19 protein-coding genes are annotated in these 24,271 nt (G+C 40.7%); 3 read left to right on the top strand and 16 right to left on the bottom strand.

Going from position 1 to position 24,271, the window contains the following annotated elements:
* Positions 1-17: 17 nt before the first annotated feature.
* The 16 genes from I2I04_RS02755 to I2I04_RS02685 form a co-directional block, all read right to left on the bottom strand.
* Positions 18-1,571 carry a sodium:solute symporter gene (locus I2I04_RS02755; protein ID WP_143257296.1) on the bottom strand — a complete coding sequence of 518 codons (1,554 nt, stop codon included), beginning with the start codon at positions 1,569-1,571 and terminating at the stop codon, positions 18-20.
* A complete protein-coding gene (locus I2I04_RS23610) occupies positions 1,568-1,693 on the bottom strand; it encodes a symporter small accessory protein (RefSeq protein WP_004296931.1) in 126 nt (41 codons plus the stop codon). Before I2I04_RS23610 ends, I2I04_RS02755 begins: the two co-directional genes overlap by 4 nt.
* Positions 1,694-1,761: 68 nt before the next feature.
* Entirely contained in the window at positions 1,762-2,364 is a 603-nt protein-coding gene (locus I2I04_RS02750) for a nitroreductase family protein (RefSeq protein WP_195470772.1), read from the bottom strand.
* A 12-nt stretch (positions 2,365-2,376) separates the two neighbouring features.
* On the bottom strand, positions 2,377-5,124 hold the full coding sequence (gene metH, locus I2I04_RS02745) for a methionine synthase (RefSeq protein WP_195470771.1): 2,748 nt from the start codon (positions 5,122-5,124) through the stop codon (positions 2,377-2,379).
* An 86-nt stretch (positions 5,125-5,210) separates the two neighbouring features.
* Positions 5,211-5,663: an SsrA-binding protein gene (gene smpB, locus I2I04_RS02740; protein WP_004310798.1), complete on the bottom strand. Its 453-nt coding sequence runs from the start codon at positions 5,661-5,663 to the stop codon at positions 5,211-5,213.
* A 9-nt stretch (positions 5,664-5,672) separates the two neighbouring features.
* Positions 5,673-6,218 (bottom strand): Yip1 family protein, encoded by a 546-nt coding sequence (locus I2I04_RS02735; protein WP_143257293.1) that lies wholly within the window; start codon positions 6,216-6,218, stop codon positions 5,673-5,675.
* 32 nt (positions 6,219-6,250) lie between these two features.
* Complete coding sequence (locus I2I04_RS02730) at positions 6,251-7,015, bottom strand: hypothetical protein (protein ID WP_143257292.1); 765 nt, start codon at positions 7,013-7,015, stop codon at positions 6,251-6,253.
* A gap of 82 nt (positions 7,016-7,097) precedes the next feature.
* Positions 7,098-7,598 (bottom strand): DMP19 family protein, encoded by a 501-nt coding sequence (locus I2I04_RS02725; RefSeq protein WP_008021714.1) that lies wholly within the window; start codon positions 7,596-7,598, stop codon positions 7,098-7,100.
* A gap of 475 nt (positions 7,599-8,073) precedes the next feature.
* Complete coding sequence (locus tag I2I04_RS02720; protein WP_229126908.1) at positions 8,074-8,229, bottom strand: hypothetical protein; 156 nt, start codon at positions 8,227-8,229, stop codon at positions 8,074-8,076.
* Positions 8,230-8,376: 147 nt separating this feature from the next.
* Positions 8,377-10,653, bottom strand: a complete 2,277-nt coding sequence (locus tag I2I04_RS02715; protein WP_143257284.1) for a GH92 family glycosyl hydrolase — start codon at positions 10,651-10,653, stop codon at positions 8,377-8,379.
* 101 nt (positions 10,654-10,754) lie between these two features.
* Positions 10,755-12,659, bottom strand: coding sequence for a GxGYxYP domain-containing protein (locus tag I2I04_RS02710; RefSeq protein ID WP_195654235.1), 1,905 nt, complete (start codon positions 12,657-12,659; stop codon positions 10,755-10,757).
* A gap of 18 nt (positions 12,660-12,677) precedes the next feature.
* Complete coding sequence (locus tag I2I04_RS02705; RefSeq protein ID WP_195654234.1) at positions 12,678-14,321, bottom strand: RagB/SusD family nutrient uptake outer membrane protein; 1,644 nt, start codon at positions 14,319-14,321, stop codon at positions 12,678-12,680.
* A gap of 14 nt (positions 14,322-14,335) precedes the next feature.
* Entirely contained in the window at positions 14,336-17,326 is a 2,991-nt protein-coding gene (locus I2I04_RS02700) for a SusC/RagA family TonB-linked outer membrane protein (RefSeq protein WP_195654233.1), read from the bottom strand.
* A 23-nt stretch (positions 17,327-17,349) separates the two neighbouring features.
* Positions 17,350-18,414 (bottom strand): LamG domain-containing protein, encoded by a 1,065-nt coding sequence (locus I2I04_RS02695; RefSeq protein ID WP_195654232.1) that lies wholly within the window; start codon positions 18,412-18,414, stop codon positions 17,350-17,352.
* A gap of 134 nt (positions 18,415-18,548) precedes the next feature.
* Positions 18,549-21,110, bottom strand: coding sequence for a hypothetical protein (locus tag I2I04_RS02690; protein WP_195654231.1), 2,562 nt, complete (start codon positions 21,108-21,110; stop codon positions 18,549-18,551).
* 95 nt (positions 21,111-21,205) lie between these two features.
* Complete coding sequence (locus I2I04_RS02685; RefSeq protein ID WP_195654230.1) at positions 21,206-21,604, bottom strand: HsmA family protein; 399 nt, start codon at positions 21,602-21,604, stop codon at positions 21,206-21,208.
* A 237-nt stretch (positions 21,605-21,841) separates the two neighbouring features.
* On the opposite strand from I2I04_RS02685, the gene I2I04_RS02680 reads away from it, so the two are divergent.
* The 3 genes from I2I04_RS02680 (at position 21,842) to I2I04_RS02670 (ending at position 24,221) form a co-directional block, all read left to right on the top strand.
* Positions 21,842-22,543, top strand: coding sequence for an iron-sulfur cluster assembly scaffold protein (locus I2I04_RS02680; RefSeq protein ID WP_007759112.1), 702 nt, complete (start codon positions 21,842-21,844; stop codon positions 22,541-22,543).
* Positions 22,544-22,562: 19 nt separating this feature from the next.
* On the top strand, positions 22,563-23,573 hold the full coding sequence (locus tag I2I04_RS02675; protein ID WP_005677721.1) for a GGGtGRT protein: 1,011 nt from the start codon (positions 22,563-22,565) through the stop codon (positions 23,571-23,573).
* Positions 23,574-23,858: 285 nt separating this feature from the next.
* Positions 23,859-24,221, top strand: coding sequence for a DUF1622 domain-containing protein (locus I2I04_RS02670; RefSeq protein WP_195654229.1), 363 nt, complete (start codon positions 23,859-23,861; stop codon positions 24,219-24,221).
* The last annotated feature ends 50 nt before the right edge of the window (positions 24,222-24,271 follow it).

Below are 24,271 nucleotides of genomic sequence, written 5' to 3'. Positions count from 1 at the left end.
AAGGCTACGGTTAATACTTAATACTTATTTTTACAGGTCATTAAGCTGATTATGATGATAGCCAATACAGATAATGGTAAGGCAAACAATATAGGGTCAATCACCGGAAAAGGATAAGTGGTAATCAACACATCCCGTCCAAATAATGCTTTGCAGATACCCAATGCCGCAGATTCTTTCTGATGAAGAAACACAAGAGCAAACAGGCTACCGATTGTTCCGACCCAAAGACTTGCCATGACACCTTGCTTAGTAGCTTTCTTCCAATATAATGCACAGAAATAGGACGGAAGGAAAGCTGCCGCACAAATCCCCATAAAAATAGAAGTTCCACGGGCAATAATATCATGAGGCAACATATAACAGATTATGTAGCTGACCAGGATAGAAAACAATACTCCCAGACGAATCACATTGGTTAGTTTATTCCGCGAACGGGGTTTATAAGTTCCATAAATATCAGAACCTACCGAAGCCCCCATCGTATGGAACTGTGAGCTTAGTGTAGACATACTGGCTGAAAGGATGCACAACATAAAGAGTGCGGCAAACCAGTCGGGCATCGCTTTATTAATAAAATATGGAATAATCTTATCGATATCCTGCACTACTTCGGTAGCAACCGCTCCTTCTGTTTTCAGGAAGAAAAGGTTACTCAAAGCTCCGGCATGATAGATAGCTCCTACTGTTATAATCAAAAAGAAACAACCGATAAATACACCGCGATTTAATTGTTTGCCACTCTCGACAGTCATAAAACGAACCACCAGCTGGGGTTGCGCAAGACATCCGATTCCTACTCCCAAAATAAGGGAAGTTACAAGTGAATACCATTGCGGTGAACCTGTAACAGGCATTGTAGTCCATCCCTGATGTCCTAATGCTTTGAATTTTTCCGGGACTAACGGAGCAATGGCAGTCAACTCTTTATTCGCTTCAGTAAAACCCATACCGAGCACCTGGTATAGAGAGAATAACAGAAACAGCATACAAGCAAACATGATAACTGCCTGTAAAGCATCTGTATACATGACTCCTTTCATACCGCCTGCAATAACATAAGCGGCAATGACCAATGTAAATATCAACAAAGAGATATTGAAATCAATCTGAAAAATCTGTTCGATAAATACAGCTCCCCCTTTCATCACGACTGCTGCATAAAGTGGCATTCCGACAAAAATAACAGCAGCAACAAATACCTGTATATTACGGGAACGGAAATGACGGCCTAATAATTGGGGGAAAGTGCTCACATTCAGCTTTGCTCCCATACGCCGGGTGCGCAAACCGAAAAAGATGAAAGCAATGACAACTCCGATAAACATATTCAGGAAACAGAGCCATTGAATCCCCATTCCGAAAGCCGCCGCCACTCCTCCAAAACCTACAATAGCCGATGCGGAGATAAACGTAGCACCGTAAGAAAGTGCCATAACAATAGGATTCATCTGACGTCCGCCTACCAGATAGTCGCTGGTATTCGTTGTTTTCTTATATCCCAGAAAGCCGAGGTAAGCTAGTGACAGGAGATATCCTATCACAATCAAGCCGAGTGTAAATGTATTCATCGAGTTTCGTCTTTTTCGTCGTCCTTATTCCAATACTTCAGCCCAAACCAGGCAGCAAAGATCACACATACCACCGAAAGAAGGTAAGGCAGAATTATAAAAGGGTCGTCTATTCCAAACATTTGCGTATCAGATTTTAATTAGCGTTGCAAATGTAAGGAAATTATTGAAAAGACAAAACTTTTGCTTACTAATACTGATTATAATGTATCTTTTTCTCGTCAAATTTCTGTTTCGGGTTCTCTTTTGTAGCCGGGTAGCCGAAAGGAATGACACAAAGCGGAAGAATGTTATCAGGTAGATTAGTATATTTGCGTACTACTTGCATACGGTCTTCATAAGGATAGGCAGCTGTCCATACAGCCCCCAGTCCCAGACTTTCGGCAGCCAGCAGAATATTTTGCGCTGCTGCTGAACAATCCAAATACCAATAAGACGAACGTACAGAATCTCCGCAAACGATGATAGCGTTACGGGCCTGGGTTAACATCTTTGCATAAGGAAGCGCAGCAGCCATTGAATCCAGTTTGGCACGATCGGATACTACTATAAACTCCCAAGGACGGACATCTTTGCCCGAAGGTGCAGCCATTCCGGCACGAAGCATCAAGTCTATTTTCTCTTTCTCCACTCCCTTATTCAGATAAGCACGCACACTTTTACGCGCGAAGATATTATCCAAAGCAGCATTTCCGGTTCCGGACGTTCCTTTTTCTTCTTTGGCAGAAGAACATGCACTCATAGCAACAACTATTGCCGCAATCAGACATAAAAAAGAGAAAATCTTTTTCATTAGTGATACTATTTAAAACAGATTCAACTTATTTTTCTGCGCCTCTTCCAATGAAACAGTTTCACGTTTCAGCAGACCGCTTTTTTCACGAAGTGCCTCGTATTCGCTATTCAGTTCATTCACCAATTCAGCTTTCAACTGTGGATTCAACAATTTAGAAGCAACACTTGCATTCTGAGAAGCATCTTTCAGATGTACCACCGGAGCGTGATAGACAGGAGCAATCTTCAATGCCGTATGCATTTTCGATGTAGTAGCCCCACCAATCAGAAGAGGAATATCCAGTCCTGCTTTTTCGAGTTCCAAAGCCACATGCGCCATTTCTTCCAAAGAGGGAGTAATCAAGCCACTCAATCCGATCATATCCACTTTTTCTTCAACAGCACGCTGCACAATGGTTTCCGCCGGCACCATCACTCCCAAGTCTACAATATCATAACCATTGCAAGCCATCACTACCGCTACAATATTTTTTCCGATATCGTGCACATCTCCCTTTACAGTTGCCAGCAACACTTTTCCAGCCGCAGCGCTTCCTTCCACTTTTTCCGATTCGATAATCGGTTGCAGGATAGCTACGGCTTTTTTCATCGTACGGGCAGTCTTCACAACCTGGGGAAGAAACATTTTACCGGCACCAAACAACTCGCCTACATAATTCATTCCATCCATCAACGGCCCTTCAATCACATCAACTGCTTTATCATAAAGCGGCAATGCTTCCGCCAAATCCTGTTCAAGGAAATCTCCAATTCCTTTCATCAAGGCATATTTCAAGCGTTCCTGAACGGATTCTTCTCTCCACGCATCTTGTTTGGCGGCTGGTTGTCCGGCATTTCCGCTCATAGTTGCTTTCAGAGACTCCGCCAATTCTATCAGACGTTCCGCTGCGTCCGGACGACGATTCAAGACGACATCTTCTATCTTTTCCAATACATCGGTCGGAATATCACTATATAACACGGAAGTACCCGGATTCACAATCCCCATGTCCATTCCTTGCTGAATGGCATGATAAAGGAATACAGCGTGCATCGCCTCACGGATATAATTGTTGCCACGGAAAGAGAAAGAAAGATTACTGACTCCTCCGCTAATATGAGCACCCGGAAGGTTCTTTTTGATCCATGCGGTAGCTTCAATAAAATCTACAGCATAGTTATTATGTTCTTCAATCCCTGTGGCTACGGCAAGTACGTTGGGGTCAAAAATAATATCATGAGGATTAAAGCCTACTTTATCTACCAAAAGACGGTAAGCCCGTTCGCAAACCTCTATCTTACGAGCGGCTGTATCTGCCTGACCTTTCTCGTCAAAAGCCATTACGACGGCTGCAGCTCCATATTGACGGATGATACGGGCATGTTCGAGGAAAACCTCCTCACCTTCTTTCAGAGAAATGGAGTTAACGATTGACTTTCCTTGCAGACATTTCAAGCCGGCTTCAATCACTTCCCATTTGGAAGAGTCAATCATTACCGGAACACGGGCTATTTCCGGTTCGGACATGATAAGATTCAGGAAAGTAGTCATCTCTGTTTTTGCGTCCAACAGTCCGTCGTCCATATTGACGTCAATCACCAAGGCACCGTCTTCCACTTGTTGACGAGCGATGGAGAGGGCTTCATCATATTTCTTTTCGTTTACCAGACGGAGAAACTTACGTGAACCGGCTACGTTGCAACGTTCACCGACATTTACAAAGTTAATTTCCGGTTTGACTTCCAATAGTTCAAGTCCGGAAAGCCACATACAATCCGGCGCAAGAGCAGGGACGTGTGGTTTAGCACCCTTCACGAGGGCGGGATATTCGGCAATATAGGCATCTGTCGTTCCACAACAGCCACCAATGATATTGATTAGTCCTTCTTCGATATATTCTCTCACTTCATGAGCCATATCGGCAGGTGTCTGGTCATACTTACCTAGGCTATTCGGTAATCCGGCATTCGGATAGGCACTAATATAATAAGGTGCACGAGCTGCCAGTTGTTCCAAGAATGGTTTCAACTGACGGGCACCGAATGAACAGTTCAAGCCGACAGAAAAGATATTGGCATGTTGCACAGAAGCAAGAAATGCGTCCAATGTCTGGCCGGACAATGTTCGTCCGCCAATATCAGACACCGTTACAGATAACATGACAGGGACTTCGACACCCGTTGCTTTCATTGCCTGTTCGGCTGCAAAAATAGCAGCTTTGGCATTCAGGGTATCAAAGATTGTTTCGATCAGAATGGCGTCTACGCCACCTTCAAGCATTGCTTCCATCTGTTGCTGATAGGATGCAGCCAGTTCGTCGTAACTCAAAGCACGATAAGCCGGATTGTTCACGTCCGGGCTCATAGAGCAGGTCTTATTGGTTGGGCCTACAGAGCCGGCTACAAAACGCGGTTTATCGGGATTCTTTGCAGTGTACTCGTCGGCAAGGTCACGGGCTAGTTTTACGGCAGCCAGATTCATCTCACGCACGTATTCTTCTACGTGATAATCAGCCATAGAAACTGTAGTCGAACTGAATGTATTGGTCTCGATGATATCCGCGCCTGCTTCCAGGTATTTACGATGAATATCCTGAATCACGTCGGGACGTGTGAGACACAATAAGTCGTTATTCCCTTTCAACTGTCCGGGAATATGCGCAAACCGTTCACCACGAAAATCTTCTTCCTTGAGGTTATATTGTTGAATCATTGTCCCCATTGCTCCATCCAGAATAAGGATGCGCTCGGATACAACTTGAGAAATTGTCTTTTTCATTACCCTATCACATTAATACCTAATTACCGACTCTGCCATCTTCTGCCAGACTCTTCGCAGTCCGGCGTTATCTTATTGCGGTTTACTTACCGTTTGAACATTCTTGCCATATCTCTACGATCATCTTTCTCCTTTATAGATTCTCGTTTATCATATTCTTTCTTACCTTTCGCCAAAGCGACGACTAGTTTCGCCAAACCTTTTTCATTGATAAACAAGCGTACAGGAACAATCGTAAAGCCGGGATTTTTCATCTCCCGCTGAAGTTTCTCCAATTCTTTTTTACTAAGCAACAACTTCCTCTCTCTACGTGCCGTATGGTTATTGTACGATCCATAGAAATATTCGGCGATGTGCATATTCTTCACCCACAATTCGCCTTTCGTAAAATAGCAAAACGTATCTACCAGACTGGCTTTTCCCAAACGAATGGACTTTATTTCCGTACCGGTCAATACGATACCTGCTGTGTAGGTATCTATCAGCTCGTAATCAAACGTAGCCCGTTTATTCTTTATATTTACAGGAGGTTGTTTCATCTTTACTCATTAATTAAGTATAGCCGTCAGTCTATTAAACACGATCTGTATCACCACCGGACATAGTATTAACAATGCAGACGACAAAAGGGTGTATTTTAATCGTTGTTTTTCTTCTACTCCCATCAGTACAGGAACTCCCTCCCATACCACATAGACGATGTAGAACTGCAGCAACCAAGCAATAATTCTAAAATCAGGTAATAGTCCGGTTACTATCTGAAGCAGGAAAGGCACAACCAATGCATATCCTGCAAACTGTTGCGTCAACGGCATATTGCTATGCATGCCAAACATCCTTGTTCCCATTTCATTTATGGCATAAGCTGCCAGAAAATAGCCACCGAACAGGGCTACAGCTACGGCGCAACAATTGGTCATAGCTATCTGGAAACTTTGCGGACCTCCCCATCCATTCGTCAATAATGAACCGACGAATACGGACAGACCGCATAAACCAATCATAGGATAGACAAAAGCCATATATACTTTTCGCCTATCCTCTTCCATAGAAATTTCCTCCCAGGCCTTGGCCGGAGAGGAAATCAATTTCATTGCTATGTTAAATAGTTCTTTGTAGTTCAATGTTATTCTGTAAATGCGTAATCATATTCAACCGAAGTTTCTCCATTCTCTTCTTTCAACTCATCTTTCGAATTATTGGTTTGAGCTTTCAACACCAGATATTTCGGTAACTTACCTTCTGTTTTACTACTAAACGCATTAAGAGCTGAACTAATTGAATATGCTCTATATGCATATGTAAAATTAGAACGAGTCACACTCTCACCTTCTTCATCACTTACACGATGACTAATATATAAATTCAACTTTGTATCAGTACTCTTTATTTCATCAGGATTATAGTAAAGAATAAATGAGTGTTTTTTTACTTCTGATTCTTCAACACTGGAATTGGTAACTTTCACCCAATATGGCATTGTCAAAACAATCGTATTTTTGTCATAATATACCAGACTTGACTGTTGCTTATCCAATGAATAAAGAGGATTAGTAGGCTCTGATTTAGTTGCGCTTAATCTCTCATTGTCTTTAGGGTCAATACAAAGCGGAGTAGTTAGCAAAGTAACTGGTATGCTAGTGCTGTTTGCTGTCACCTGTGATTGGTCATATTGGCATGAAATTATATACATATTTCCATCCAAGAAGCCCAATTCTGTAGTTGGAACCAACTTCGTAGTTGCATCCCCCATCAGAAATGATCCAAAATTATACTTAACAGGAACAGTCATTGTAACATTGTGGTTATCATCTCCATTCATACAAGAAGTAACTGACATACCCATAACCACAGCCATCAAAGCCACCAAGAAAAATTTCACTTGTTTCATAAACATATTTTTTAGATTTTGCAAAGATATAAATTCTAATTCATAATTAATAAATGCAAGTACTTAAAAAATACTGCATCCGTTACTTTATTATTTTTGCAAAAAGTTCCAAATGATCATCTACGTAGCTTGCAATCAATGCTGTGACTTGTTCTTCCATCTCTAAATAGGCTTCTTCCAACTCATCAAAAGCTTCATATTGCTCGTACATAGCCATAAATTCATCATCCGTCCGTTCCTTTTCCAAATCTTTCCGGTTGGCATCAAAGATTTTCTTAGCCTTATAAACTAATTTCGAAAACTCTTCCGCTCCCCACAAACGCATCACTTTCGCAAACGGATTATCAAAGATATAACCACCATAGCCATTCTGAATCAATTGGCAGAACCCACCAACCATCATCTCATCACGAAAAATCTGATAAGCCAGCAAAGAATGTTGTTCTCCCGTCAGCAAAGGCATTGTCTCCGCAGTCAATTCACCACCGATTACCTCTTTATATTTATCTGTAAACGCCTGGATAAATTCATCCATTCCTTCACCCGCAGCCTTTTGTAAGGCTGATTCTACAACTTCGATCATAATCTTCTTTATATAATGATGCAGCAAAGCTACGAATTTTATTCTACATCCAGTAATAATCCCTCCATAATCTTGCCAATCTTAACTTCATTATCCGTCCTCCACGTTCTTCACACAGTCCATATCATCTCATTTACAGACGTTTCCGGTGAACGATTCATATTAAATACAGTATTCACCTCTATTCACCCCTTCACAAGATATGTATTTTACAGTCTAACAATACAGTGAGAGCTACTATTTGCCATATTATAGAAACAGGCAAATAGTGTATATATTCCGAATAGGAAATATTTGTTCAACAACAGCCGACTTCAGTTGGCTACCTAGCTGACTCTAGTCGGCTTATTAGCCAACAATAGTCGTCTAATAGGACGACTAGAGTCAGCCGATAAGATATTAAAGCCAAATGCTTACTAAGACAGTTTTATCAAGTTCTATTCAGACCGCTTATCATACATGCAAATCTTTTCCGTTACTTAATAATAGAAATCGCATTAATCTCTGCCACAGCCATAGCCCCCACATAAAGAGAAGCAAAACGCACTAAACGGGCATAATAAGAAACATAAAGCTTAGAAAAAAGCTTTTGCGCCGTTTTAGAGTCGGAAGAATTTAAAGAATGTATCATAAATCTCGTATTAGCTCCACAAAGGTAACAAAAGAAATAGCAAAGACAAAGCCTATTAATAAATTCCTATAATAGGACCGATACAGATCAAGTCCTTCCGGATTCTTTCTGTATCGGTCAATAAAAAGGAACTAAAACCTCCTGAAACTATTTGGAATAAGAATAGGGTAAATCTGTCGGTTGGGTACCTCGCCGCAAATTCGGCACACTATCCATCGACAGAGTTAGTTCGCCACCTTGTTTCAGTTCATCATGCGTTAAATAGTTGTGGGTGTATTCTTTCCCATTCAACAAAGCTTTCTTTATATAGGGACGATCCGCCGCATTATCTTTTGCCGAAACGACAAAAGTCTTACCTTCAGGAAGGTGAAGGGTTACTTTGTTAAATAACGGAGAGCCTACCGCATATTCAGGCATTCCAGGGCAAACCGGATAAAAGCCCATTGCAGAAAACACATACCAAGCTGATGTTTGTCCGTTATCTTCATCTCCACAATAACCTTTGCTTCCGGAGTTGTAAAGTTTATCCATCACCTCCCGAAGATGATACTGCGCCTTCCAAGGCTGACCGATATAATCATACAAATAAATGCCATGCTGTATCGGCTGATTACCATGTGCGTATTGCCCCATATTTAAAGCAACCATTTCAGCTATTTCGTGGATAACAAAACCATAAGTTCCATAATTGTAAGTGTTCGGGGCTACAAACATAGAGTCAAGACGAGCACTCATCGGTTCATGTCCACCCATCAATTGCGACAGACCTTCCGGATCGTGGAATACACTCCATGTCCAATGCCAGGAGCTTCCTTCAGTAAAAGGACCTCCCCATTCCGTCGCATCAAAGTTATCACGCCATTCGCCTTTAGCATTTTTCGTCCACATAAAGCCATGTTCCGGATAATAAAGATTACGGTAGTTTTGGGCTTTCTGATAATATTTGTCTGCAATATCTTGTTTGCCCAATGATTCGGCAAAACGGGCTATACACCAGTCTGCATAGGCATATTCTAATGTTTTGGCTGTAGCTTCAGGTATTTCCGGATAAGGTACATAACCAAGTTTGTCATAATATTCAAAACCATCACGCCCAACAGAAGCAATTTCTGCATGACGGGCTTGTGTCTGATGAATCATTGCTTCCAGTGCTTTCTCCGCATCTACTGTCCGAATACCTTTCATCCATGCATCTACCAATAAAGATATAGAATTATTACCAATCATACAACCGCGGTGACCGGGACTAGCCCACTCCGGCATAAAGCCACTTTCATTGTAAGCATTAATAATAGATTGAGTGACGCGCTCCGAAACCTCCGGATAAAGTAACGTGAATAATGGATGAACCGCACGGAACGTATCCCAGAAACCATTGTCTGTATACATATAACCATCATGTACATTACCGTCATAAGGACTATAATAAACAGGATTTCCCTGTGAATCAAATTCATAGAATTCACGCGGAAAGAGTAATGTCCGATACAAACAGGAATAGAAAGTACGAAGTTGTTCGTCCGTCCCTCCTTCTGCGTCTACACGTCCCAAGTAGGTATTCCACTGCTCACGGGCTTTGTTACTGACGAGTTTCACATCGGCATCAGCAACTTCACGATTAAAATTAATGACGGCCTGTTCAGGACTGATAAAAGAAGAAGCTGTACGTATAGTCAACTTTTCCCCTGCCGGAACATCAAATTTCAGATATGCACAAGTATAATCGGCTGCAACATCAGTTTGATGATGCAACAAAGTATCTCCATTGTACGTGCCGTATTCTATGACAGGATGACTAAATTCCATCATAAAATAATTAGCGAAGCTATCGGGTACACCTCCATTATTATAACGTGACGCTCCCTTTACCCTTCGTTTTTCCGGATCAATCGTTATTGAACTCCCCCCACTGTAAGCATCCACTACTACATACTGACCTTGCTTCTCGGGGAAAGAAACTTCCAATACAGCTCCACGGGAAGTAGCTGAAAGAGAGGTTTGCAAACCATTCTTGAACGTGACACTGTAGTTGTAAGGAGTCGCCTTCTCCTGTTCATGAGAGAAAGGGACCTGACGCTCTTTATGACTCATTTTGAGTTCCCCGGCAAGTGGCATTATGGAGAATGTACCATAGTCATTTATCCAGGGACTGGGTTGATGCGTTTGTCTGAAACCTCGCATCAGGCTGTCAGTATACATATACATCCATCCGCTACCATTCTCTCCCGTCTGCGGACTCCAGAAATTCATTCCCCAAGGCACCGCTACGGCAGGATAAGTATTACCGTGCGAAAATGCAAAAGTAGACTCGGTACCCATCAGAGGATTCACGTAGTCTACGAACTCTACAGCCTTCTTTGACTGCTGGCACGAAGTGAGCAGAAAAGGAAGACAAATTGATAAGAAAAACAATCTTGTAACCATGATCTATTGTTGTTTGCTTAAGTTTCACAAGCTTTCCACATGACTGCCATTTTATACTAAAAAGGAAAAGCTATGCAAAAAGCTTGTGAAAACCAGATTAATTAAAATACTTCAGTCAGATACTTCTTGGTCTGTTCCGGACGCTGGCTCATGCGTAAACGCCATACCAGTTCCTGCATATTTACCACTTCAAAAGTATCATTCAGATGTCCTGCACAGAGTTTAGCCGCTCCAGCTCCACGGATATCACCGGATTGGTTCTCTATCAACGGATCTTCTGTTTTTCCATGATCTGAGAAATTACTCCATGCGTGTACACATACTACAGAAAAACTTTCCTGTTGTGCTTCCTGTTTCAACTTTCCGGCAATATATGCAGGGGTTCCTTCACGTTCTGTGTTCCGGTTACCGAAATTCCATAAAGAATATTTCACTGTAATAACCGGAATATCATAGCCCGCCTTATTTGTTACCCAGATAACATCTCCTTCACCACCTGCGTAAGGGCTATACTGAAGTGCCACGATACCTTCCAACTGATCATTCGCATCTACATAAGCCTGAAATGCTTCTTTAGCAGCTTCAGATTTCACATTCATAGCCATCACTCCCAAAAGTTTCACGCGGTGTTGACGCATATGAGCGGACAAACGTTCGGCTACAACTTTCAAATTCTTCGCCCGATCGCCATTCTCGCTATAGTTGTCTACATAATAGTAACCACCTCCCAACATTTCCAAAATAGAACAATTTGGTTTTTGCTGGCTCAACAGATTATCAAATTGTGCCGGTGCCATCATTGGAAGTACCGAAGCTGCCATACCATACGTCATTCGTACTTCTTCCGACTCTGGCGCATTATAGAAATCTTTGAAGTCATTCATCATCCATTGTATGTTGTCACCATCTGAAAGGAAAAAGGAAACGAAATTCTTTTTCTTTGTATAATCAAGAAACTGCGGATTCTTAACATGTGCCAATGTAGATTTTTGTCGTTGAGAATAGAGTAAAGAAGTCAACGAATGATTGTAACTCCAGTCACAAGGAATCATTGGATGTCCGCTCTTGGAAACCAAATCAACAAAAGCATCTTCGCTCACTCCTTGTTCCCATCCAAAAACAGGAGCATTCGGTTCCAACCATGCTAAAATTTCTTTCAGCAATGCTGTATTTTGTCCGCCAAGCGAACTGCCCTGACGCTTATTGAGGTTGAGCACGAAAAACTCGTTCTTGATGGCAAACTCACGCAACTCACCGGTCTGAACGGGCATGATTACCAACGCTTTATTACTACACTTATCTTTGAACTCAGCCCATGCTTGAACAGTAGTTTTGCTTCTTGCATCATACTTCATGGTGTATCCGGCTTCTTCATAATATTCTTTATCACGAACATCTACGATTATTGAATTATAAACATGAGAAGCTACGGAAGCTACCACTCCACTCTCCGGATTATTCTCAATATCCGTTAAAACATATCCATCGAACATTCCTTTTAACTGAATAGTTACTCCATCAGATGGGCCATAATCATTACGCGCCAGCTCCAATCCGCTCTGCCTTCCCTGTTCATGAATACCCATATCTTTAAGCGCTTGTTCGGAGAGTTTATAAGAGTCACTGCCACCGTGATCGTGCAGCCATACGGCTATTTCGCTTTTTCCCTGTTCCACGGCACGGTTGGTCAATCCTGCCAATGACTGGCACAGCAGGTGATACTGCAATCCGCGCATCTTATCCGTCTGCCCCAATTCGTTGCGACTGCCTACCGTCACTACTTCCACACAGTTCCAGTATTTTTTCGGCTTCACTTTCATTTCGGGCATATAGTATTGACCTACATTACTGATCGGGTCATAGGCATCTGCATAAAGGGACGTGTTATTTTCTTCATTCAACCCCTGATTGATTTCCGGTGATTCGTACACTTCACAGCTAGCCATCGTAAGGCTCAACAGCAGTGCGGCACCACATATAGTTGTTTTCATCATTAATTCTTTCATTTGTTAGTTAACTATTAATCAATAACCTTCATTCTGCGTTAATCCGTCTACCTTGTTCCGCTCATCTTGTGGAATGGGACGTACCAAATGATTTTCATTCAAATTATCATATTTCACCACAAACGGATTGTACGCAGGTACACGCGTCAATAATGTTTGAGTACGTTTCAGATCAAACCAACGATCGTGTTCTCCCATCAATTCGCGAGCACGTTCATCCATAATTACGTTTATATCCAGATCCGTCAATTTCATTGCCTCATAAGCAGCCGCATCTTTAGCAGCACGTTTACGTATACTGTTGATACGCTCCAAAGCTAGTTTTTTGTTTCCGGCACCCAGATAAGCTTCAGCACACAAAAGGTAAGTATCTCCCAAACGGAAAATGACATCTTCACGAGAACCGCCTTCCCCCCACTGTATCTTAGTATCACTAAACTTCTGTACCATCGGCATACGGTCTGAAGCCGTTTCCAATACAGGAAGTGCTGTAGATTGCGGATACCACACATATTCATCATCTTGCTTGAATGGATAAAACTTCTTCGCATTATTACTCATGCCCGATTTATCGTTCCAGCGGGGAAAATAGATTCCTAACTTGCCATAATCAGCATTATCAGGGTTGTTTATGTAATATTCACGTTTGAAAGTCACATCATAACGAGTATCTGCTTCCGGATCTGTATAAAGTTCATGCGCTTTGGGATTCACCCAGTATTTACGGGAAATATTAGAATAATCGTTCTGGTTCTTAATAAACAAATCCGGTTCCAATGCAACAATATTAAATCCAAATTGTGCCTGTTGCGGATTTCCGCTACCCCGATAATTCTTATCCAGTCCATACTGAATGGCCCAGATCACTTCTGAATTGGCTTGATTGTTTTCATCAAACAAAGCTGCATAATTTTCCTGCAAGGCATAACCTGAAGCCGGATTCTCTACCAACAAATCGAAGGTCATTGCCGCATTAGAAAAATCATCCGCTTCGGCAAACGATTTATAAGCGCGTGTCAGATACATTTTTCCTAAGAAGTGTATTACCGCTGCATTAGTTACCTTTCCGGCCGAAATAGTGGTCATCTCCAGTTTGTCTTTTATATCATTTAATTCGGTAATGATAAAAGTATAGATAGCCTGTTCACCGGTACGCTCTGCCTGCTGGATAACATTTGTGTTCTCTTCGGTGAGCAAAGGCACAGGACCGAATGTTTCTACCAAATAGTAGTAAGCCATCGCCCGGAAGAAACGGGCTTGTGCAGTCAGCGAAGTATAATCGCTTCCTGCAATATCCGGCGTACAGCGATTCAACAGAATATTGCTTTCCTGCACAATCTTATAGAGAACTTTCCAGTAATCGCCTACGATGGGAGCTGTTGAATTAAAAGTCTTGTCATAACCGTTAAACATACGCTCTGCCGGTTCTTCCGAAATTGCCATATAGATATCTGTTCCATAATACTGCAACTCACCCGTGTTAAAGACATCACGATAACGTGCATTAATATCAGTTAACAACTTCCGCTGCCCTTCTTTGGTATTATAGAAATCATCTGTCACTGCCGAAGGGTTATAACTATCCAAAAAATCAGAGCAACCACTTAGCAAACATATTGCCAACAGTGCTAAATATTTAATTTGTTTTTTTACTCGTTTCATAAGGTTTCAAGTATTTAGAAGGTTAAATTCACTCCAAAAGTAAAGGTCATCGGATAGAGCGATAATGATTTGTATACATCTTCACCAATCGTTTCCGGATCCGGGCCGAGATAGTCGGTAAATGTAAACGGATTCTGAACATTGATGTAAGCACGCGCATTTTTCATTTTCATTTTCTTCATCCATGTTTCCGGAAGGGTATAACCTAAGGTGATATTCTGTATTTTCAGGAATGAACCGGAAATCTTACCTAATACCTGAGTATGATAGGATTGTGCGCCGATTTGTTGGTACTCGTTACTACGATTCTCTGGAGTCCAGTAGTTTACATTTAATTTATTCCAATGTTCATTATCCCATGCAGTAAACATATAAGTGAAGTCATCATTATAAATACCACCGATACGAGCATACATATAGAAAGATAAATCCCAATTCTTGTAGGCAAAGGTATTGGTCATACCTGCTGTCCAATCGGGCGACGGAGTACCGAGTACTTTATAGTCGCGCTCATCAATTACATAATTATCATCCAAATCAGCTACACGAATATGTCCCGGCACCTGCCCATATTTAGCTGCCAGTTCCTTATCTTCTATTTGCCAGATTCCAACCTTTTCTAAATCATAAATCACTTTCATCGGTTGACCGATAAACCAGCGGTTGGCTAAATCATCCTTTTTATCACCATATAGATCTACAATCTTGTTACGGTTTAGAGAGAAAGTCAGGTTTGTTTTCCAAGTAAAGTCTTTAGTAGAAATATTTACTGTGTTCAAACCTATTTCTATACCTTTATTGGATGATGTTCCCACATTTTCAAGAATAGAGCCATAACCATTAAGGCTACCTACCGAACGGGCGAAAATCAAATCCTTGGTAGTACGGTTATAAACATCAATTGTACCATTAATTCGATTATTCAGGAAACCGAAGTCAATACCATAATTCCATTCTGAGGTCATTTCCCAACGAAGATTTTTGTTACCTTTCCGATCACCTAATCCAAACGCATTTTCACCTTTTCCCCCATAGATATAGTGTGCCAGATCCAGCTTTGTCCAAGTAATATCATGGTCGATGCTATTGTTTCCCGATCTACCCCAGCTAACACGAAGTTTCAAACTATTCAGCCAGTCTACATCTTTCAGGAAGTTCTCATTTTTCATCTGCCAACCAATAGCAGCCGATGGCATAAATCCCCATTGATTACCGGTAGCCAAACGGGAAGTTCCATCGTAGCGTCCTGTTATAGTAAACAAGTAACGATCCAGCAATGTGTAATTAGCACGTCCCATGAAAGAAAGCATGGATGATTCCCAATAGTAGCTTTTTACATCACGGATTTCTTCAGCAGTCTCAATTGCATGCCAGTCCGAATTATAAGGCAAACCATCTCCCCGCATTTCTGAACCTTTATGAGTTTCCTTCTGCGCGCTATATAAACCGATAACATTCAAACGATGGATATTCTTCCAGGTTTTATCATAAGTAATGATATTATCCCACACCCAGTTCATATTCCGTCCTTCCTTCCGGTAAGCTTCCGGCGCATTAAGTCCTCCTTTGGCTTGTGTCATTGTACCTACCCATTCTCCATAAACATCCGAATCGTACTGAACGGCAATCTGTGATTTAAAGCTCAATCCTTTTATCGGTTGATATTCCAGATAACCGGAGAAGTTAGTATAATTAGCTTCCTTCTCTCTCTTATTGTTTTCTATCTGAACAAACGGATTGATCTTACTGGAAGTCGGTTGGCAATTAAACAAGTAGCTTCCATCCTTATCATAAGGACTTACTGTCGGTGGTAGGAAGTATGCATTAACCAATGCATCATTCGCTCCTTCATTGGTATTATTCAAAGAAACATAGCTATTAACACCAGTCTTGAACTTATCTGAGAAACGATATTCTAACCCTATATTAGCTGTGATACGTTCAAAACTTTCATCACCTATCATACCATCATCCTTCAAATATCCCAAGCCAAAAGAAAAAGACAGTTTGTCTGTACCTCCAGTGGTGGAAATAGAGTGACTGGTAGTCAATGCATTCTGCGATAATTCGCGCAACCAATCATAATATTCGCCATACTTAATACGACGTTTCTCGTCATCTGTCAGAAAATCCGGACGGCTTAATGAAGCATCCCCATATTTTTTCTTCCACAAAGCGGTACGATAGTCTACATATTCCAAACCGTTACCCATATTACCAATCATTTCAGGAATACGGGTAGGTGTCTTGAAACCGACATATCCCGAATAATCAATATTAAATCCCTGACGTTTGTTAGCTCCTTTAGTAGTGATAATCACAACACCGTTTGCACCACGAGAACCATAGATAGCACTGGAAGATGCGTCTTTCAATATGTCGATAGATTCAATATCGGCAGAGTTCAAATGACGCATTCCTGTTTGAGAAGGTACACCGTCAATCACGTACAAAGGTTCATTTGAGAAATTGAACGAGTTAATACCGCGAATTTCTATTTTTGTATCCGAACCGGGACGATTGGATGTCTTATTCACAAGCACACCTCCTACACGTCCGTTCAGTGTTTCTGTGACATCAGTAGTTACCAGTTTGCTTAATTCTTTGCTAGTCACAGATTGAATAGAACCGGTCAAATCTTTCTTTTCTACTGTTCCATAACCAATTACAACTACTTCGTTCAACTGTTTAGAGTCGTCTTTCAACTGGATAGTAAGGTTTGTCTGATTTTGATTTACAGTCAGTTCCTGTGTCACATATCCTATAAAAGAAATAGCTATCGTTTTTCCTTTCGGAACCTGAATATTAAAGTTACCATCTAAATCGGTTACCGTACCGGTAGACATTCCTACTACCTGAACACTAGCCCCGGGAAGCGGTTCTTTTAATGCGTCCACCACTACACCCTTCACAGTAAGCATTTGCTGTGCTTGTACACTTCCCCACCCGCATAACACAAGAAGCAGGAAAAAGAAAGATCTTATTTTTATTATATTATTTTTCATACTTTCCATCTGTATATTTAAGGTTAGTTCTCAACTTTAAACCACTTGTAGTTACCTACAATTTTTGCAACATGTTTTCCTGTCTTATCAGGGATATTGGTTACATCTTCAGCCACCGTTGTAAAATCCCATGCACACACCAGTCCGCTTTCTGTCCCCGTCACATCCGAGTTCATCAATGATTTTATTTCATCAGCTGATTTTGCAGTACTCCACATACGGAACTTCTTAATGAATCCGGTCATACAACGTGAGTTATCAGTCGGTTCCTGAAATGCCCACATATTTTGGTTACGGGTGTTAGGCATATAGTTTTGTAATACTCCGGCATCATTCTTCACATCATTGGTCTTACTAAAGAATAATTCGCCATTAACATACATCTTCAACTGACCTTCCGAAAGAGTACTGTTCCATACCGTCACAACATGATTCCACTTACCGAAATTATCAGGATATGCACGTCCTTCTTCCAATACGCGACCTTCCTGTGGTCCCATACCGATAGTTGTACGAAGATTAGAACCTAAAAAGTTGATCATCCATCCCTCGTTCGGTTGATTTCCGTCAAAAGTGGAAAGGAAACTACCAATTCCCGACTCAAAGAAGCCGGCATCATATTTCATCCAGCTTTCAACCGTGAATGTGTTGCCACCACCATAGGCCGGATCTGAGCCAAATTCAATACGCCCCTTTCCATCAATACCGAATATTTTCAGTTCAGCGGGAGTACCCGGTTGTAATGTTTGTTGATAAGAATCCTGAAATTCGGCAATAGCTTTTTCAGCCGCGATACAGTAGTTATCTATTTCATACTGTAATACAAAGTATCCTGCCATACCTTTAGAGATACCGATTTGTAATTCTTCAACAGCCTTTTGTAAGTTTTGAGCATTTGCCAAAGGAAAAGTTCCGTCACTTGTACCAATCTTTGCGGTATCAAGCATGTTCGTCATGTCAGTCAGATGTGTATACATGCATTCAAGTGCAACGGGCCGCACCGAATCGCCATTATCGCTCTTGCACGAGCTGATACACCAAACCAACAAACCGAATAAACAAAGTTTCATTAAGAATCTTGTTCTCATACGTATTAGGTTTTAAATAAAACAATAAGTGAATAACATCGCTGCAAACATAATGTAGCGAGGTTAAGCAACTTATTAGTGGTGGGTTAATAGCGGATTAATAAGTGAATAATTATCATTAACCAACTAGCTTTTTATCGATGAAAAGGGGGATTTTTACTCATTAGTTCTACATATGAAATTGAATACTCTTCATTCATCATTTGTTTATACTCACGAACAAACAAAGAATATTGAAGAATTGCCTCTTGTGACGAACCCGTATTATTAAGTGCATGCATACAATATGCCAATGCCAACTCATTAACCGGATCTACCCGGAAAAGCACATTGCAAAAACGAATGACAGCATCATACTTATGTTCCTGATACAAACGTTCAATTTCCAAGGGTAAAAAGGAAGACAAGAATTCTTCTATCTTTTGTTTGAAATGATCCATCATTCCGACATCCAAACCATCAAGAAATTTGCCACGCATCAGTAAAACGCCTAATTCATTTTCCACCTCTTCAACATTCTTCAAAGTACGGAAGCGGAAATAATCACAGTAACAGTCTGTAAATACCAATCTGAAATATCCTTTATCATATACAAGTTCCACTCCATCCAGTGCGGTCAGATTCTTGCGTATTTGATTAATCGTTACTCCTTTCAGATTTTTAACTTTATCGTCAGGCTTATCAGACCAAAATACTTCATTTAATGAAGCAGACAGGACGCCATTATGGGTGCTATGAAGCAATATATAAATGAAAACCTGCCGTAAACGGGAACTGAACAAATGTGTAATATCCCGCCCATTCCGGTCAATCACTGTAAAGGGTCCAAATAAATAAACGGCATTCGGACGAACGATTGATGATTCAAAATCTTTTTTAGAGAAAGTTTCTTTTCCAGATATGAGGATATTCGGTTTCCTTTTCTCGGCTGATGACACGGACGATTGTACCGGAATCACATCAGCCTGTCTCCTTCGCCTCCTTCGGACAATCAAATAACCTCCCAAAAACAATATAACTCCTACTATTATCCATAACCAGCGAATATCAAAAGAAGACTTTGAATTGTAAGAGCGGACTTCATCCAAAGAAACTGGAGGAGCAGACAACACATAGGTCCGAATCACTGTATGCCCCTTTTTATCAAATTCTGTAGTCGTGCAATAATATTCATGCGTCAGTGAATTATAATAAAGGTTAGCATTCGTCATAATTTCTTCCGAACGCATCGGAATTGAATCTCCCAGGATTTTTATAGTTCCATCATCAATAGTCAAACGATAAAGCTGTAAATAGGTTTCTGAAAGATATTCGGGATAACACAAGGCGTAGATATATTTTTCATCAGGCGTTAGTATCATATCTCGAGCCACAACCCAGCGATACTCCGGAGTTTTCTGCCACAAACGTTGAACAGACTGTTGTTTTCTGTCAAGCAAATAAAGATCATGGAGATAATTTCGACCTACGCTCTGTTCACCAGATTCATTTCCCATTCCTCCAAAGATATAGACGTGTTCTCGATTTTTATTTACTGCCATGCCGGAAAAATAACGAGAAATAATCGGGTCACCGGAATATGAAAGGGTATCCCATCGGTCAGCTTCAATATCATATTCCAAAAATGTATTATTAAAACGTTTATTTCCAAAACCGCCAAAAACAAGATATTTCCCAACTGTTTCATCCCAAAAACCATCATGATGATGTAGCTGTACTGGTAAAGCTGCTATTCCAGTCTGCCTCCACTTCCGTTTACCCAGGTCAAGAGCTGCCACAGTAGCATCTCCTAACGGCAGGTTATTCAATTCATAAACATAAAGTTTGCCATCCGTCGTATTCATGAAATGAGTAGCTAACTGCATTTTAACAGGAAGCTTATTGGCATAAGAATATTTTTGTAGCTGACGTTTCAACAGATTAAAAGTAAGGAGTGAATCCTGACTAAAAAGAATCAACCTTTGACTGTCCGGTTCAAAAGTAATCCCAGAAGGAGTCTGGAAAGAATATTCAAAAAGTTTATCCCAATGATATGAACCGTTAATGAGCCACACAGGATTTACAACCGTACCCAACACATCTCCAGTAGAAGTATGTACTTCTTCTCCTTCATTCTCATTCAGTGGAAATATATACGAATATTTTTTATCACCCTCTAGTTTCAAATTACGGATAGCAAAGGTGGGCATATCCAAAATATAGTCATAACGTCCAAAAAACAAATGCGGACAAAAAGTATCTTTCAATCCTAAAGAAGTGATTTTCTTTTCATAATCTCCGATACGAATTGTTAGCAAGTCGTGTTGTAAATCGAATGTAAAAGAGACAGGGATCCACTGATAAGCTAATGCATCATTCCGCAGATTCAAAGAATAATGATTTTCCTTCCCATCAGTATTAAATTTAAATGTACTATTTTCACTATCCAGATATGTATATGTAAAGCTATATTTGGTTTTCCCCCGATTTTCCTTTAGTAAAAACACATATCCAAAAGTATCAAAATCACGAATGGAAAGTTCGAAACTTAACTGAAAGTTTTTTGTAAAACAGGGTATCTTCTCTTCCTGAAATATCTGAAGAGAAGTTCTTTCTTTGATTTGTTTATCATTAGCCTGAAATAACAATCCTTGCGAATAAGCAGACAAGGTCATTCCAGTTAAAAGGTATAAGAGGCGGAGCCTACGTCGTATCATAGTCTTTCGATTTGTTATCACAAATATACAGTATTATTTTAAATAACCACACTAAGCAAATCAAAAGAATCAATACAAGACATGAATTATGTAAATTATAATCGCATCCCCAAATAAACACCTATTAAATAAGGTATAAGCCAAATGCACCAAAACACAATACTGAAACGATTAAAATGCCTCTTTTCTATAGGTGTTCCCTTCACATAGGTCCATATCGCCCATAAAGCATGTACAAACATCAGAAGAATAGCAATTACCCCTGTCACCGTATGCATTTCGTCATGCAGATGAGTCAGTTCGGCAATATGCTCCATCAGGCTTGTGCCAACTGTATCGGCCAGCAACCCGAGAAGAAAGAAAATGATATGCCAAAACTTTAATTTCCTTTGAAGACGTTCTCCCCAAACACCTATCGTATAAAACACAAGCGCAGATGAAATAACACAAATTGCCGCTATTAAATAATGTATATCTATCTGATTTAGTTCCATAAATTTTCATTTTCTAATAACAACAAAGCACAAGATAGATAGTTCTCCCGGTCTCAATCTTTCACAAATGCAATCCCGACTTTACAAACGACGAAAAAACGTAAACAGATTTGTTCCTTTTCACAAAAAAGTAATAAAAGGCGATTTGCAGAAACAAATAAATCGACTACCTTTGTGGGCGATTTAGAGAATCGTGACTACGTATTTTTAATTATATCACTAAAAAAAGAGCTAATTATGACTTATTCACACGAAGTGGAACACATGTGTGTTGTAAAGAAGGGTCCTAACCACGGACCGGCTCCCATACCCGAAGAAGGCAAATGGGTAAAATCTAAAGAAATCGTTGATATTTCTGGTTTGACACACGGTATCGGTTGGTGCGCTCCTCAACAAGGTGCTTGTAAACTGACACTGAACGTTAAAGAAGGTATCATTCAGGAAGCTTTAGTTGAAACTATCGGATGTTCCGGTATGACTCACTCTGCAGCTATGGCTGCTGAAATTCTTCCGGGAAAAACGATCCTTGAAGCATTGAACACTGACCTTGTTTGCGACGCCATCAACACAGCAATGCGCGAACTTTTCTTGCAAATCGTATACGGACGTACTCAATCAGCTTTCTCTGAAGGTGGTTTGATTATCGGTGCAGGTTTGGAAGACTTGGGTAAAGGTCTGCGTAGCCAGGTAGGTACTCTTTATGGTACTTTGGCTAAAGGTCCTCGTTACCTTGAAATGGCAGAAGGTTATATCAAACAAATCTTCTTGGACAAGAACGACGAAATCTGCGGATACGAATTCGTACACATGGGTAAGTTCATGGACGAAATCAAGAAAGGTACTGATGCTAACGAAGCTTTGAAGAAAGTTACAGGTACTTATGGACGCGTAACAGCAGAACAGGGAGCAGTTAAATCTATTGATCCACGTCACGAATAATATAAGGAGGAAAGAAACTATGATTAGAGAAGTAAAATTCGAAAGCCAAGACCGTCGTATCAAAGGTATCATTGAAGCCTTGAACGCTAACGGCATCAAAGACATCGAAGAAGCTAACGCTATCTGCGAAGCTGCCGGACTTGATCCTTATAAAACGTGTGAAGAAACTCAGCCTATCTGTTTTGAAAACGCAAAATGGGCTTATGTAGTAGGTACTGCTATTGCTCTTAAGAAAAACTGCACAAATGCTGCTGAAGCTGCTGAAGCTATCGGTATCGGTCTGCAAGCATTCTGCATCCCGGGCTCTGTAGCTGACGACCGTAAGGTTGGTATCGGCCATGGTAACCTCGCTGCTATGTTGCTACGCGAAGAAACTAAATGTTTCGCTTTCCTAGCAGGTCACGAATCTTTCGCTGCTGCTGAAGGTGCTATCAAAATCGCTGCCAAAGCAGACAAAGTACGTAAAGAACCGTTGCGTTGTATCTTGAACGGTCTTGGAAAAGACGCTGCTCAGATCATCTCTCGTATCAACGGCTTTACATACGTTCAGACTCAATTTGATTACTTTACAGGTGAACTGAAAGTTGTTCGCGAAATCGCTTACTCTGACGGTCCTCGTGCAAAAGTAAAATGTTATGGTGCTGACGACGTTCGCGAAGGTGTAGCTATCATGTGGAAAGAAGGTGTAGACGTATCTATCACAGGTAACTCTACTAACCCGACTCGTTTCCAACATCCAGTTGCAGGTACTTACAAGAAAGAACGTGTTCTTGCTGGCAAACCATATTTCTCTGTAGCTTCCGGTGGTGGTACAGGCCGTACTCTTCACCCGGATAACATGGCTGCAGGTCCTGCTTCATACGGTATGACAGACACAATGGGCCGTATGCACTCTGACGCTCAGTTCGCTGGTTCTTCATCAGTTCCTGCTCACGTAGAAATGATGGGATTCCTGGGAATTGGTAACAACCCGATGGTAGGTTGTACAGTAGCTTGTGCTGTAGACGTAGCTCAGGCTTTGAGTAAGTAATTTATTACTTCATATACAAGGAGAGTGCTTAATACAGCACTCTCCTATTTTTTTTTAAACAAAAACTTTTGGAATAGCGTTTCCATTCTATATTTATTATAAGACATCGTGGCCCATTATTATTATCTAAAAAGCCATAGATTGCAAAAAGCATTTCTTGAAATATGTTCTTTATCCATTTATTTATGATATTAGATTAAGAACTCAATCCTAACGAAAGATCCATTTGAGAACTATTATATAACTTCGATTGTTTATATAACAGATACTAAACATTATACAACAATGCTACTCACATTCTTAAATACACTCGCCACTATCATCAGTGTCATCAGTCTACTGATTGTGACCTATGGTGTGCTCGTTGGTTTTATAGCCTTCCTGCACAATGAGATAAAACGGTTCAACGGAACTTATACCATTAATAATATCCGGCAACTTAGGGCGGATTTCGGCAGTTATCTCTTACTGGGACTGGAATTTCTAATCGCATCCGACATACTGAAAACTGTAGTTGATCCTACTTTGGATGAACTGGCGATCTTGGGTGGAGTTGTTGTAGTAAGAACTGTACTTTCTGTGTTTTTGAATAAAGAGATTAAAGAACTGGCAGAAGATGGTTCATCTAAGGAAATAAAGGAAGTATAAGAAAGGTCAGCATTACTAAGTTTCTCCAAAGCTGCATGTTTTTATTACCG

Source organism: Bacteroides sp. 1001136B_160425_E2, assembly GCF_015559655.1.
Classification (GTDB): domain Bacteria; phylum Bacteroidota; class Bacteroidia; order Bacteroidales; family Bacteroidaceae; genus Bacteroides; species Bacteroides luhongzhouii.
The sequence above is the reverse complement of the archived record's forward strand: the minus strand, read 5'-3'. Positions and strand labels throughout refer to the sequence as shown.